The following is a 13805-nucleotide window of genomic DNA, read 5'->3' as shown; positions in this document are numbered from 1 at the left end:
TGCCGCACCTACATTAGTATTCACCATTTTTTCAAAAACATTTCATCGTTATTACAATTTTTTTGTACAAAACACTTGAAAGTCAAAAAAGGTCAAAGTATAATAAAGTCAGAAAGTCAAAGAAAGTCAAAGTCAAATCCCGAATAAGAGAAAAGGGGGTATGTCTCATGCTATGCCAAGCATGCCAACAACGTGAAGCAACAGTGTTTGTCAACTTGCAATGGAACGGGGAAAAACAACAACTTCACCTGTGCCATGAATGCTATGAAAAGCAAAAACAACAACTGTCCATTCCGATGAACTTCGGCTTTTCACCGTTTTCCTTTGATGACTTCTTTACTAGCCCGTTCACAGCCGCCAACGCCGGAATGAGCGCGCCGAAAACGATGGCGAAGCGCCCGCAAAGCCATGGCGGTGGATTTTTGGATCAATTCGGCCGCAACTTGACGCAAATGGCGAAAGCGGGCTTGATCGATCCGGTCATCGGCCGCGACAAAGAAATCGCCCGCGTGATCGAAATTTTAAACCGCCGCAACAAAAACAACCCGGTGTTGATCGGGGAGCCGGGTGTCGGGAAAACAGCCATCGTTGAAGGGCTCGCGCTGAAAATCGCCGAAGGGCAAGTGCCAGAAAAACTGTTGAACAAAGAAGTGTACTTGCTTGACGTCGCTTCGCTTGTTGCCAACACCGGCATCCGCGGCCAGTTTGAAGAGCGGATGAAACGGCTCATCGCCGAATTGCAAGAGCGGAAAAACATCATCTTGTTCATTGACGAAATCCACCTGCTCGTCGGCGCTGGCGCTGCCGAAGGGTCGATGGACGCCGGCAATATTTTAAAACCGGCGCTCGCCCGCGGGGAACTGCAAGTCGTTGGGGCGACGACGCTCAAAGAATACCGGCAAATTGAAAAAGACGCGGCTCTTGAGCGCCGCTTCCAACCGGTCATCGTCCACGAGCCGACCGTTGAGGAAGCGATCGCCATCTTAAAAGGCATTCAGCCAAAATATGAACAATTCCATCATGTCCGCTATACGGACGAGGCGATCGAAGCGTGCGTGAAACTGTCGCACCGCTACATTCAAGACCGCTTCCTCCCGGACAAGGCGATCGACTTGTTGGATGAGGCCGGCTCGAAAGCGAACTTGCGCCTCGGCCCGACCGATGAAAAGCAACTGCAAGAGCGATTGATCCAAATCGCGAAAGAAAAAGAACAAGCGGCGAAAGAGGAAAACTATGAACTGGCGGCGAAACTGCGCGCTGAAGAGCTGAAGCTTGAGAAACAACTCGAGCAAGGCGTCACCCAAGAACGCCCAACAGTCGATGTGGCGGACATCGAGCAAATCATCGCCGAGAAAACCGGCATCCCGGTCGGCAAGCTGCAAGCCGATGAAAAAGAAAAAATGAAACATCTTGAAGAACACTTGGCGAAAAAAGTGATCGGCCAAGCGGAAGCGGTGAAAAAAGTCGCGAAAGCCATTCGCCGCAGCCGCGCCGGCTTGAAAGCGAAACACCGCCCGATCGGTTCGTTCTTGTTCGTCGGCCCGACCGGCGTCGGGAAAACGGAGCTCGCCAAAACGCTCGCCGAGGAGCTGTTTGGCACAAAAGACGCCATGATTCGCCTCGATATGAGCGAATACATGGAGAAACATTCCGTCTCGAAGCTGATCGGTTCGCCGCCGGGCTATGTCGGCTTTGAAGAAGCCGGCCAGCTGACGGAAAAAGTGCGCCGCAATCCGTACAGCATCATCTTGCTTGACGAGATTGAAAAGGCGCACCCGGATGTACAGCACATCTTCTTGCAAATTTTAGAAGATGGCCGCCTAACCGACAGCCAAGGCCGCACCGTCAGCTTCAAAGACACGGTCATCATCGCGACAAGCAACGCCGGTGCGACCGACAAAAAAATCACCGTCGGCTTTGAAAAAGAGGGCAACGGGCAAACAAGCGTCCTTGACTCTTTGAGCGCCTACTTCAAGCCGGAATTTTTGAACCGCTTCGACGCCATCATCGAGTTCAAGCCGCTCGAAAAACAGCACTTGCTCCAAATCGTCGATTTGATGCTCGCTGACGTCAAAGCGGCGATGCGCGAACAAGGCATTGAACTCGAAGTGACCGAAGCGGCGAAAGAAAAACTGGCCGAACTCGGCTACCATCCGGCCTTTGGCGCCCGCCCGCTCCGCCGTGTCATCCAAGAGCATGTCGAAGACAACATCGCCGACTGCCTGCTTGACGCAAGCAGTCCCGTGCGCGCAATCCGCATCGACGCAGAAGGGGACGCCATTGTGGCGAAAATCGAATCATAACTTACAACAGAGGATCCGCCGAACATCAATTTTGCTTTCGGCGGATCTTTCTTTCCAATGGACCGTTTATCAAACCGATTTTTCACCTCGATTCAGTCAAGCACACTTTTAGTGAAGGGGTGAATATTTTATAAAATAATTTTTTTGGAAATATTATTGACACTTACTTTTTTTTTGCTAAAAATAAGTTATAAATTCTAAATATTAGGAGGGATTGTGATGTTCAAAAGAAAGATGATTCAAACCATTAGTCCGATTCTTTTGGCTGGATTGCTTTCTCTTACCCCATTTAATAAGACAGAAGCAGAAATCAATCCAACCTATATCCCTTATGATGGATATGAATACGTTCACAGCACAGATACAAGAGGGCTGACCATTTATTGGACTCATACCCACGTAAACAACAAATCTACTACTGACACTGTTTCCCACACAGTCAAGAGAGAAGCGTATGCAACCGCTACTGTTTCTTCGTCGTCCACATTTAACGAGATGGTCCTGGAAGTAGGAATTAGTACGGAAGTAAGTTTAGGAGCGCGGGTGGAAAAAACAACAACTGTTACTTGGACGATCCCTCCTTATTCCACCTATACCCTTCGATATGGAAGCCGTTGGGTGAAAGCGACCGGTAAAGAAAATTACTACAGCAGAGGAACTCTCATCAGCTCGAAAACCGTCAGCGGACAATGGACATATGAGGGATATTCCGACAGCATTAAACAAAACTAAACACTCATGAATGGTGATTTTATGAGCAAAAAATTTTTCCATCCCCTTTTCATCTGCTTTCTCTTGCTGGCGGCGTGCGAACGCGGACACGACCCCGCCCCTGTTGCGCTGCATCCGTTGGAGAAAGCAAAGCAGGAACATGAAAAAGCGGAGACGGAACAAAAGCCGTTATCGTTGGAACAGAAATTTCTCCCTCCGCATTTTCTAGTCAATCAATTTATTGCAAAGGCGACAAGTCGATCGATCGAGCTGACGATTCATTACACCATCTCGGAACAGCTGTACCGTTTGCTTGAACAGTATCGAGATTACTATTTCGTCATTCAATATCCAGAGGAACTCTCGCGTCTGACCCATGTTGACCGTTCCAACGCTGTCAAAGGCCCTTTGCCGGCAAACGGACAGTTATCATATACCATCACCATTTCTTCCACTTGGACAAATGATATACCAAAAGATTTGATCAATCGAATCAATCATGGAGACTTGCGGTACAATCTTCTCATTTTGGACAAAGAACGGTTCCCCGTGCATATTTTCAATGATGTTCAATGGTACCAATCGTTCGACCCAAACAAAGGATCCAGCGTCATTTCGGAAGACGGTGGTGCAAGAAAATGACGGCCGTTCGGTCAAACGTTTTCATCGACCGCACGTCCGTTTCTTGAGGTCAGACTCTTTCGCACGAATAAAGGATTTTCGCTGTAAAAAGGGGCGGTCGCCATCGCCTCTTTTTCTTTTTCCGTCTTTTCTCCAGGAACGAAAAAATTTTGCTATAATGAAGAAAAACGCAAGGGGGCATCGCGATTGCCAAACGAAATGGAGACGATCATCATTCAGACGCTCCGCCCGGCTCTTCACCCGTTCGTCATCTACCTGTTCGGTTCAGCCGCCCGTGGGGCGATGCGCTCGGACAGTGATGTCGATATCGCCTTTGTCAGCGACGGCGAACCGCATGATCCGTATGAGCTGTTTCGGCTCGCGGGGCATTTGGCTGACAAGTTAGGGCGAGATGTCGATCTTGTCGATTTGCGCCAAGCCAGCACCGTGTTTCAAGCGCAAGTCGTCTCGAGCGGAAAGGTGATCGATTGTTGCGACGAACGGAAACGAATGGAGTTTGAAATGAAAACGTTGAAAATGTATGCAAAGCTGAATGAAGAGAGGGCGCCAGTATTAAAACGAATTGCAGAAAGTGGGTCGGTGTATGAAACATGATGTGATTTTGAATAAGGTCAGCATCATTGAACGATGTCTGAAACGAATTGACGAAGAATATGACCACGACCCCCAAAATTTACAAAATTATACAAAACAAGACTCGATCATTCTCAATTTACAGCGGGCGTGCGAGGCATGCATCGATTTGGCCATGCATATCGTGGCCGAGCAGAAATTCGGACTGCCGCAGCATAGCCGCGATGCGTTCGCTCTCCTCGAAGAACATGGGGTCATCTCCCCTTCCGTAAGCAAAAAGATGAAGGCGATGGTCGGATTCCGCAACATCGCCGTTCACAACTACCAACAACTGAACCTTGGCATTTTGCAAGCCATCATCGACCACCATCTCGATGATTTTAAACACTTTGCCAAAGCCATCCTCGATTATGCCAAGAAAAACGGCTAGGCCGGCTCCCACGCGGAAGCCGGCCGGTTAGCGCCGCAGACCGTTCATCAACACGTGAATCGTCCGCTCCATTTCCGCCTCATCGTCCCAATGGTGATCAGGCAAAAGGAGAAAGCGGGCGGCCAAAAAGCCGGTGAGCGATGTGATCGTCAAGCGGATGACCGAATCAACCGGCAGCTCGGCCAACTCCCCTTTTTCTTGAAAATGGCGGACAATACGGGCAAATTTTGGATACACGTGCTCTGTAAACACGCGTTGAAAGCACTGTTTAATCTCGGAATGAAAGGCAACCTCCTGCCAAAGCACGCGAATCGCCGGCAAATACGTTTTCACAAAGGTGTAGCGGTTGGCGAGCACCGCGCGCAAAAACTGTTCATACGTCTCATATTCGTTATCAAACACTTCGCGGACGAATTCTTTCGCCAAAAACGGGGCGACGGAATGAAACAACGTCGGCGTGACGATGGCCAGCAATAAATCTTTTTTCGTCTTATAATGGCGGAAGATCGTCCCTTCCGCCACCCCAGCCTTTTTGGCGATTTCGCTCGTCGACGTCGCCGCATAGCCTTTCTCGGCGAACATTTCAACGGCAGCTTCCAAAATTTTTAGCTGCTTTTCGCTGAACTGCCCTTCCTTGCCGCCGATTTGCAGCAATTCCTGAATCCATGAATGCTCGCTCATTGCTCTACCCCTTACAGCTTGCGATATTTTTTCAGCGTTACTACATTTAGTACCATAAACAGCAGCGTGAAACCAAGCAGCACGTATACGTCAACAGCGATAGCGCTCCACCCCTCTCCGCGCACCATAATATCGCGCAGCGCATCCGCCCCGTAGTTGAGCGGCATGACGACGCTCAGCGAACGCAGCCATTCTTCCATCGTGTCAAGGTTGAACAAGCCGGAAAAAAACACTTGCGGCACGACGACAAGCGGGATAAACTGCATCATTTGCAGCTCGTTGTTGGCAAACGCCGACAGCAGCATCCCGAGCGCCAGCGCCGTCATCGCCAGCAAAAACGTAATGAGCAGCACATACCCGAACGAACCCTCCATCATCATGTCGAGCACATCAATAGCAAACCATGAAATTAAGCTTGCTTGAATCGTCGTAAACAGCCCGAACCCGACCATGTAGCCGGCGACCATTTCCCAGCGCCTGAGCGGCGTCGCCATCAACCGCTCGAGCGTCCCATTCGTCCGCTCACGCAAAAACGATACCCCGGCGATCAAAAAGACGAAAAAGAAGATGAAAAAGCCGATGAGCACCGGGCCGAAATAATCAAACGACGCCATGTCGCTTGATCCGTGCCAATACGTTGTTTTCAGCTGAAACGGGGGCTTGGGCGCCATGGACTGAAACGCCTTTTGCACCGCGGCCATCACAGCCTGATTGGCCGTCGGGTCGCTTCCTTCCAGCGTAAGGTGCGGAGCGCTTCCGCTCATGTCAAGCCACGCGTCAATGTCTTGATCGTCCAGCTGCTTTCGCGCTTGTTTTGCTGACAGCTCTTTCACGTTCGCTCCTGCTTCTTTCAACTTGTCAACAACCACCTCAGGCACGTGTTCGCTGACGGCAATGGCTGGTTTGTATTCTTCGCCATTAAACACCAAATCCATTAACAACAAGACGAACATCGGCGCGACAATCATGAGCGCCAGCGTGCGCTTGTCGCGGAAAAACTGGCGGATGATGCGGACGACAATGGCCAACACTCTCATCGACGGACACCTCCAAACGTCAAAAACGCTTGCTCAATCGTTTCCGCGCCTGCTTCCTGTTTCAATTCATCCGGGCGGCCGACGGCGATCAGACGGCCTTCGCGAATCATGCCAAGCCGCCCGCACTTTTCCGCTTCATCCATCACATGGGTCGTGACGACAATGGTTGTGCCGCGCTGGCGAATCCGCTCAAGCTCCGCCCAAATCGATTGGCGCAGCACCGGATCGATGCCGACCGTCGGCTCATCCAAAATAAGCACGTCCGGTTCATGAAGCAAGGCGATCGCCAGCGACAACCGACGCTTCATCCCTCCTGAATATTGGTGCACCGGCTTTTTTCGATCATTCGTTAAGTTGACAAGCGCCAACATGTCATCGATCCGCTCTTTTTGTTTTTTCCCTCGCAACCCGTAGATGGAAGCAAAAAATTGCATGTTCTCCAGCGCGGTCAATTCTCCGTACAGGGCATCCGACTGGGCCATAAAGCCGATCCGCTTCATGGCGCCAAGATTGGGCATATTCACGCCGAGCACGCGAATCGTCCCTTCACTCGCTTGATCAATGCCGGCGATCATGCGCACCAACGTCGTTTTTCCTGCACCCGACGGGCCGAGCAGACCGAAAATTTCTCCCGCGCGGACATCCAACGACACATCGTGGATGACCACTTTTTTTCCAAACCGCTTGGAGACACGCTCGACTTGAATACATGGATTGGCGGTCATTGCTTTTCTCCCCTTTGCATAGTAGTGAGTAATCACTCATATATAGTATAAAAAAGATAAACCTTTTTGTAAAGTGAGTAATCACTCACAAAATACATTTTTTAAGCTGCCGACGGTTCGGCAGTCCACCTACTGTTCCATCAATTGGACGTCTCGCCAGCCGTAGCACCACTCCCATAATGCTTTTCCACCGATTTCCACCCTTTCCTCGGCCAGTTTTTCACCGCCAAGCCGTTCGTAAAAACCGCGTGACGGATTGTCGGCAAGCACCCAGACGACCAGCGAATGAATGCCTTTTTGCGCCAAATCGCGGGTCAACGCTTGAACGAGTTGCCGGCCGAGCCCTTTTCCTTGCACCTCTTTAAGCAAATAAATCGCATACAGCTCCCCGTCATACTTCGCTATCGGACCGTCGGCTGCCCGATTTGGTCCGCCGGAGACAAATCCAACGACGCGCCCGTTTTCCTCGGCGACAAACACAGAATGACCCGATTGGCTGAGCACCTTCTCCCATAAGGGTTGTTTTTCTCCCACTGACAACGTCTCCAAGTATGCGTCTGGCACGATGCCGCTGTATGTCGTCTTCCAACTTTCAACGTGGACCGAAGCGATGGCCGGTGCGTCGGCCCATGTGGCTTTACGGATCATCGTTTTCCCCCTTTTCCCCAGTTTGATAGAAGTTTTCAAATTGAACGCTCTCCCTCCTACGCTTGAGCTTTGAGGTGGGAGATTCTTGGGAACACCCGCCCCACAGCAGGCTGTCAACCAAGCCATCCCCACCCTCTTCTGCTCACGTGTGGAAGTGGGGGTCTTCTCGGCGCGAGATGATAAAGAAAAGCAGGGCGGTGCCGTTCCCGCCCGCCTTTTTTGCTTCTTTTTACAAGGCTTTGTCATCGACGCTGTCGAGCCATCGTTCAATATGGCCGACGACCGAAGCGACCGCCCCGTCAGCAAACGGCGACTGTAGGTTGGCGCTTTGGACGAGCTCGGTGAACGGCCGGCTGCCGCCCAATCGACAAAGCGCCACATAGTCGCGCCACGCCGCAGCCCGGTCGTCTTGCGCCCGCTTCCAAAATTGGAACGCGCACACTTGCGCAAGGGTGTAATCAATGTAATAAAACGGGTCGGTGTAAATGTGCCCTTGCCGCTGCCAAAACCCGCCGCGCTCAAGGTAGTCATGGCCGGCGTAGTCTCTTGTCGGCAAATACACGTTCTCGATGTCACGCCATGTTTTCTTCCGCTCAGCTGGCGTCATATCCGGGTTCTCATAGACCGCGTGCTGGAATTCATCGACCGCCACGCCGTACGGCAAAAACAAAAGCGCGTCGCTCAAATGGGCGAATCGGTATTTGTCGGCGTCGTCGGCGAAAAAGAGCTCCATCCACGGCCAGGTGAAAAACTCCATGCTCATCGAATGGATTTCACACGCCTCAAGCGTCGGCCAGTTGTATTCCGGAATGTCGTAATGGCGGCTTTCATACACTTGGAACGCATGTCCGGCTTCATGGGTGAGCACATCAATGTCGCCGGACGTCCCGGTAAAGTTCGAGAAAATAAACGGCGCCTTGTAATCATCGATATACGTGCAATAGCCGCCGCCCGCCTTTCCTTTTTTGGCGACGAGGTCCATCAATTCATGTTCGACCATATAGCGGAAAAACTCGCCTGTTTCCGGCGACAGCTCTTCATACATGCGCCGGCCGTTTTCGACGATCCAATCGGCATCCCCTTTCGGCGCCGGGTTGCCGGTTGAAAACATAAACGGCTCATCGTAATAGTAGAGCTTCTCGACCTTGATGCGCTGCCGCTGGCGCTCGCGCAGCCTGGACGCGAGCGGAACGATGTGTGTTTTCACTTGCCGGCGGAAATTGGCAACCATGTCGGCATTGTAATCGGTCCGTCCTAAACGGGCATAGCCGAGCTCAACAAAGTTTTTGAACCCAAGCTTCCGGGCGATCGCTGTGCGGACGTGGACGAGCTCATCATACAGCTCATCGAGCTCTTTTTCGTGGTCCGTGAAAAACGAAAACCGCGCTTCGCTCGCCCGTTGGCGCATCGTGCGGTCCGGCGACTCGACAAACGGCTGCAGCTGGGCGAGCGTCCGCTCCTCTCCTTCAAACATGATTTTCGCCGATGCAATGAGCTTCGTATATTCGCTGGCCAGCTTGTTTTCTTTTTGCAAGTCTTCGACAACCGCCGGCGCGTATGTTTTCAGCTGTGTTTCGGCCAACGCAAACAGCTGTTTCCCCCACACTTGTTCCAATTCAGCGCGGAACAGCGAGGAAACAAGCGCGCGGTAATAATCGTTGACAAGCCCCTTGACGACTGGCTCCGTTTCGTCGAAAAAGTCTTGCTCTTTTTTATAAAATTCATCGTTCGTATCGATCGTATGGCGAATATGGCAAAGGTTCGCCATCGTGCTGTAGCGGCGGCGCAGTGCATTGATTTGCTTCATCGCCTCGTGCTGCAAGGCGGCGCTCCCGGCGCGGCGGAACGAATCAAGCGCTTCTTGAAACGATGCTTGCAATTGAGCGATGTCCGGCCGCTCATAACGAAACTCCGAAAACTTCATGCTCTGTCCCTTCTTTCCTTTCATTTTTACATTTTTTCATCACTCAACCGACCTACTGTTTATTCGCCATGAATCATCAAAATCCTTCTCGATTTCCCATTCTCTGGGTTCACCACCACAAATTATACTAATCATTTCACTCATATTTCGCAACCTTTGCATAATATATAAAAAACCACCCATATATGCGCATAAAAAGGCTCTTCACCAAAATTTTGCGCTTTCTCTTTTCCATCGGTCCATTAGGCGCGTTGGAAATCTTTATCTGAGAGAGCGTGCAAACGTTCCGAAAGAATGTGCAAAATCTGGAACAATTGGAGGCTTGGATTCATCGTTATTCGTTTTGTCCTTGTTCAGTTGTGCGAGCCATCGCAAAATCACTCGTCAAACGAACAGACGAAATCATATCATGCATTTTATCGTCTTATTCGAATGGGAAAATGGAGGAAACGAATAACAAGATTAAGCGGATCAAACGTCGGGGATACGGATACAGAAATATCCAACGTTTTGCATTTCGGGTTCGGTTAGAAACAGCTAACATACTTTAATGGCTAGTGCAAGTACATCTTTTAGTTTTTAGTGATGAACCATTCTCTGAACAAATTTCCATTTTATTTCCTCATAGAAAAAGAAGGCAACTATCATGATCTTGATCTTCGCAACCATTTCTATTTTTCAAAAACAAATCATATTCCCATTCGCGCCCTCTTCCCCCTAGAAATAGCGGCCATGGATTGGGAATCTCGTCCCATCTTCTGTATTTCCCAAAAACATATTGACGATTTTTGTCGAATCAGGTAAGATAGTGTCGGCAACCATATACCCCCTCTCCACTTCAATGGGATAGAGGTTGCGGTGAACAAAAGTAGCGCTGCCGAGGCTCGGAGCGGTCCATGACGCAGCGGGAAAGGGTTCACCGCCGAAGTTTGCGGCGCGCTCCGGCGGCGCAAGCTGGGCCTGCGGCCGAACAGGCGCAGGACTGCCATCGCCCTTGGGCGATGGAGCGCTATCGCCATTCAGTTGGATGCGAATCGATCATGCACCTGCTGAAGAGGCGCGGGTGCTTTCTTTTTTTGAAAGGAGCGTTTTGACCTTGGATCAGCAACGAAAACTTGGCATTTGGGTGTTAACCGCGCTCGTCGTTGGCAATATGGTTGGTTCCGGCATTTTCATGCTGCCGCGCTCGTTGGCGGAAGCGGCGAGCCCCATCGGCGTCATGTTCGCCTGGCTGTTGACCGGAGCCGGCGTCCTCATGACGGCGGTTGTGTTTGGCAACTTGGCAATCCGCAAGCCCGAGTTAGGCGGCGGACCGCAAATTTACGCGAAGGAGCTGTTTCCGAAAGGCTCCAATCTCTCGATTTTATCGGGATTTATGTCATCATGGGGCTACTGGGTCGGCAACTTTGCCGGCAACGTGGCGATCATTACAACATTTGCAAGCTACTTGTCGACGTTTTTCCCGGTTCTGACGAGCGGCCAAACGGTGTTCACCGCCGGGGCGTTCACCTTGAAGCTTGGGAACTTGTTGACGTTTCTCGTCTGCACGGCGCTCCTTTGGGGGATGCATATCATCATTTTGCGCGGGGTAGAAGGCGCTGGCAAGCTGAATTTTGTTGCCACCGCGGCCAAAGTGCTTGGCTTTTTCCTATTTATCGTCATCGCGCTGTTTGCCTTTGACAAAGCCGTCATCGGCCCGCTTGATGCCCCTCGCTATGACGGGAACGGACAGCCGATCGGTTTGCTTGGACAAATCAACAACGCCGCGTTATCGACACTCTGGGCGTTTGTCGGCGTCGAATCGGCGATGGTGTTCGCTTCCCGCGCGCGCAAACAAGCGGACGTAAAACGGGCGACGATCGCCGGTCTTTTGATCGCTTTGGCCATTTATATTGGCATCAGCTTTTTGGTAATGGGCGTCTTGCCGCAACGCGAACTGATTCAATCGGAAAAACCGCTCGTTGATGCCATCAATGCCATCGTCGGACCGGCGGGCGGCTACGTGTTGGCTGGTCTTGGGCTCATTAGCCTGCTCGGCTCGACGCTCGGCTGGATCTTGCTGAGCGCTGAGGTGCCGTACCAGGCGGCGAAACAAGGGCTGTTTCTGCCGGCCTTTTTGAGAGAAAACAAGAAAAACGTCCCAAGCTTCTCGTTGACGCTATCGAATGCATTAGCCCAGCTGTTCATTTTCTCGACCATTTCCCATTCGATGGCGGCAGCGTTCGATTTTGTCATTTACATCGCTACGCTCGCCTACCTCATCCCGTATTTGATCTCTTCCGTCTTTCAGTTGAAACTCACGCTCACCGGCGAAACGTACATGGAGGCGCGCGAGCGGATGGTTGACGGAATCATTGCGGCCTTAGCGACGGTGTATTCGATCTGGGTCGTTATCGCTGGCACGGCAGACATCAAAACCTTCCTACTCGGTGTTGTCCTGCTCGCTAGCGGCCTAATCTTCTATCCGCAAGTAAAAAAAGCGGCACAGCAGGCGAAAGAAAAACAAAAATTATCGGCATAGCCAAAAAGCGAACGTCCATTATGGGGGCGTTCGTTTTTTTCTGTTTTGGGGCAGGATCTTTTCTTTCGTAAGACGAAATATACAAGATGGTTCCATTTTTGAAGGAAAGAGAGGTCTTGCTGATGAACAACAACGAACAACCGACAAAACGCCGCGGCATGACGGCGGAAGATTTGCTTCGCCTCCGCTCGGTGCGCGACCCGCACTACGCGCCGGACGGAACGCGCGTCGTGTTTGTGGAAAAATCGATCGACGAAGAAAACCAATACCGCTCCCATCTATATAATGTGGACGGAAGACGGCGCCGTCCGTCCATGGACGTTCGGGCGCTGTCGCGACACGAAGCCGCGCTTTTCCCCGGACGGCGAAACGATCGCCTTTTTGTCTGACCGCTCGGGGCGTGTGCAGCTTTGGCTGCTGCCTGCCAATGGCGGCGAAGCGCGCCAGCTGACGTTTTTCAAAAACGGCGTGCGCGATTACGTCTGGTCGCCGGATGGAACGTTTCTCATCGCCCTAACGACGCTTGGCGATGATGAAACGATTGAAGACCGCGAAGAACCGGAAAAGGCAGAAGTGAAGCGAGCCGACCTGAAACCGCGCGTGATCGAGCGGCTGTATTACAAATCGGACGCGGCTGGTTTTCTTGACGGCAAACGGGCGGTGCTCACGCGCATCGATGTGCTGTCAGGAAAAATCGAAGCGTTGACGGGCCGCGAGGAGGAAATCGGTTCGTTTGCGATTTCGCCAAACGGACGGACGCTTGCCTTTGTCGCCAACCGAAACGAGGATCCGGACACCACCTTTACCCGCGACATCATTTTGCTCGATCTCGAGAAAAAAACAGAAACGAACTTGACGAACGGCTGCGGCGCGTTCGCCTCGCTCGCCTGGTCGCCGGACGGAATGAAGCTTGCCGCCGTCGGCCATGATTTGGCTTATCTTGGGGCGACGCTTCACCGGCTTTACGTCTTTGAGCCGGAACGTGGAACGAAGCGGGTGTTGACCGCCGACTGGGACGTCCATCTCGGTGACGCCATGGTCGGCGACATGCACGCTGATGCGAAAGGCCCGGGCCCGATTTGGGCGAGCGACGGAAGCGGCCTGTATGTCACCGCCTCAGAGCGCGGACGCGTCAACGCATATTTCGTCTCGCTCGCCGGCCCGATCGTTCCAGTGGTCGAAGGAGATTTTCATCTATACGGATTCACCGTCCATCCGAATGGACGGCAAGCCGTCGCCGCCATCAGCTCGCCTACGTCCGTTGGCGATTTATATGCGGTCTCGCTTGCCGATGGAACGAAAACACGGCTTACGCGTGCCAATGAAGCGCTTGAACATGAAGTGGCCTTCGCCGCTGCCGAACCGTTTACGTATCGATCGGCGGACGGTTTGGAGATTCAAGGCTGGATCGTCAACTACCCCCACTTAGCTAACGCTTGAAGTGGGGGCTTGCAACTCCCCAGAAGTACAAGCGGACTTCGTCCTCCTTCCTTGACTTGGGGTTGCATCAGGGCAGGTTGACAACTACCCAACGACGCAGGTCATGCCTGCATCGTTACCGATTCTCTCGGTGTGTCTGTTGGCAGTACTTGGCTTCCACACACAACAGA

11 protein-coding genes, 2 pseudogenes and 1 riboswitch are annotated in these 13805 nt (G+C 51.9%); of the genes and pseudogenes, 8 read left to right on the top strand and 5 right to left on the bottom strand.

The window, feature by feature from the left end:
* Positions 1–167: 167 nt before the first annotated feature.
* From DI44_RS11490 to DI44_RS11510, 5 genes are all read left to right on the top strand, one after another.
* On the top strand, positions 168–2303 hold the full coding sequence (locus DI44_RS11490) for an ATP-dependent Clp protease ATP-binding subunit (protein WP_033024962.1): 2136 nt from the start codon (positions 168–170) through the stop codon (positions 2301–2303).
* Between the two features lie 219 nt (positions 2304–2522).
* Positions 2523–3035, top strand: coding sequence for a hypothetical protein (locus DI44_RS11495; protein ID WP_020754942.1), 513 nt, complete (start codon positions 2523–2525; stop codon positions 3033–3035).
* 21 nt (positions 3036–3056) lie between these two features.
* Positions 3057–3656: a hypothetical protein gene (locus DI44_RS11500; protein ID WP_011230467.1), complete on the top strand. Its 600-nt coding sequence runs from the start codon at positions 3057–3059 to the stop codon at positions 3654–3656.
* 186 nt (positions 3657–3842) lie between these two features.
* Positions 3843–4250 (top strand): nucleotidyltransferase domain-containing protein, encoded by a 408-nt coding sequence (locus DI44_RS11505; RefSeq protein ID WP_020754944.1) that lies wholly within the window; start codon positions 3843–3845, stop codon positions 4248–4250.
* Positions 4240–4659, top strand: a complete 420-nt coding sequence (locus DI44_RS11510; RefSeq protein WP_033005519.1) for a DUF86 domain-containing protein — start codon at positions 4240–4242, stop codon at positions 4657–4659. Before DI44_RS11505 ends, DI44_RS11510 begins: the two co-directional genes overlap by 11 nt.
* A gap of 27 nt (positions 4660–4686) precedes the next feature.
* On the opposite strand, the gene DI44_RS11515 is transcribed toward DI44_RS11510, so the two are convergent.
* The 5 genes from DI44_RS11515 to DI44_RS11535 all read right to left on the bottom strand — a co-directional run bounded on the left by DI44_RS11515 (position 4687) and on the right by DI44_RS11535 (position 9674).
* A complete protein-coding gene (locus DI44_RS11515) occupies positions 4687–5340 on the bottom strand; it encodes a TetR/AcrR family transcriptional regulator (RefSeq protein WP_033024961.1) in 654 nt (217 codons plus the stop codon).
* Between the two features lie 11 nt (positions 5341–5351).
* Positions 5352–6377, bottom strand: coding sequence for an ABC transporter permease (locus tag DI44_RS11520; RefSeq protein ID WP_033024959.1), 1026 nt, complete (start codon positions 6375–6377; stop codon positions 5352–5354).
* On the bottom strand, positions 6374–7102 hold the full coding sequence (locus DI44_RS11525) for an ABC transporter ATP-binding protein (protein WP_033024957.1): 729 nt from the start codon (positions 7100–7102) through the stop codon (positions 6374–6376). The genes DI44_RS11520 and DI44_RS11525 overlap by 4 nt, the downstream gene beginning before the upstream one ends.
* A 129-nt stretch (positions 7103–7231) precedes the next feature.
* Complete coding sequence (locus tag DI44_RS11530) at positions 7232–7750, bottom strand: GNAT family N-acetyltransferase (protein ID WP_033024955.1); 519 nt, start codon at positions 7748–7750, stop codon at positions 7232–7234.
* Between the two features lie 229 nt (positions 7751–7979).
* Entirely contained in the window at positions 7980–9674 is a 1695-nt protein-coding gene (locus DI44_RS11535; RefSeq protein ID WP_033024954.1) for a M3 family oligoendopeptidase, read from the bottom strand.
* A 311-nt stretch (positions 9675–9985) separates the two neighbouring features.
* On the opposite strand from DI44_RS11535, the pseudogene DI44_RS17835 reads away from it, so the two are divergent.
* From DI44_RS17835 to DI44_RS0117000, 3 genes and pseudogenes are all read left to right on the top strand, one after another.
* A pseudogene (locus tag DI44_RS17835) lies at positions 9986–10225 on the top strand (transposase); the annotation flags it as partial.
* Between the two features lie 288 nt (positions 10226–10513).
* Positions 10514–10694, top strand: a riboswitch (Lysine riboswitch).
* A gap of 76 nt (positions 10695–10770) precedes the next feature.
* On the top strand, positions 10771–12195 hold the full coding sequence (locus tag DI44_RS11540) for an amino acid permease (protein ID WP_033024951.1): 1425 nt from the start codon (positions 10771–10773) through the stop codon (positions 12193–12195).
* 122 nt (positions 12196–12317) lie between these two features.
* Positions 12318–13608: pseudogene (locus tag DI44_RS0117000) on the top strand (S9 family peptidase); the annotation flags it as partial.
* Positions 13609–13805 lie beyond the last annotated feature (197 nt).

Origin of the sequence: Geobacillus sp. CAMR5420, assembly GCF_000691465.1 — a bacterium.
Taxonomy (GTDB): domain Bacteria; phylum Bacillota; class Bacilli; order Bacillales; family Anoxybacillaceae; genus Geobacillus; species Geobacillus thermoleovorans.
Note: the sequence above shows the minus strand (reverse complement) of the source record. Positions and strands in the feature narration are given on the sequence as shown.

Excerpts from the sequence above, each read along its gene's own strand:
- DI44_RS11495 (WP_020754942.1), top strand. The coding sequence starts at position 2,523 with ATGTTCAAAAGAAAGATGATTCAAACCATTAGTCCGATTCTTTTGGCT.
- DI44_RS11525 (WP_033024957.1), bottom strand. The coding sequence starts at position 7,102 with ATGACCGCCAATCCATGTATTCAAGTCGAGCGTGTCTCCAAGCGGTTT.
- DI44_RS11535 (WP_033024954.1), bottom strand. The coding sequence starts at position 9,674 with ATGAAGTTTTCGGAGTTTCGTTATGAGCGGCCGGACATCGCTCAATTG.
- DI44_RS11510 (WP_033005519.1), top strand. The coding sequence starts at position 4,240 with ATGAAACATGATGTGATTTTGAATAAGGTCAGCATCATTGAACGATGT.
- DI44_RS11530 (WP_033024955.1), bottom strand. The coding sequence starts at position 7,750 with ATGATCCGTAAAGCCACATGGGCCGACGCACCGGCCATCGCTTCGGTC.
- DI44_RS11520 (WP_033024959.1), bottom strand. The coding sequence starts at position 6,377 with ATGAGAGTGTTGGCCATTGTCGTCCGCATCATCCGCCAGTTTTTCCGC.
- DI44_RS11490 (WP_033024962.1), top strand. The coding sequence starts at position 168 with ATGCTATGCCAAGCATGCCAACAACGTGAAGCAACAGTGTTTGTCAAC.
- DI44_RS11515 (WP_033024961.1), bottom strand. The coding sequence starts at position 5,340 with ATGAGCGAGCATTCATGGATTCAGGAATTGCTGCAAATCGGCGGCAAG.
- DI44_RS11500 (WP_011230467.1), top strand. The coding sequence starts at position 3,057 with ATGAGCAAAAAATTTTTCCATCCCCTTTTCATCTGCTTTCTCTTGCTG.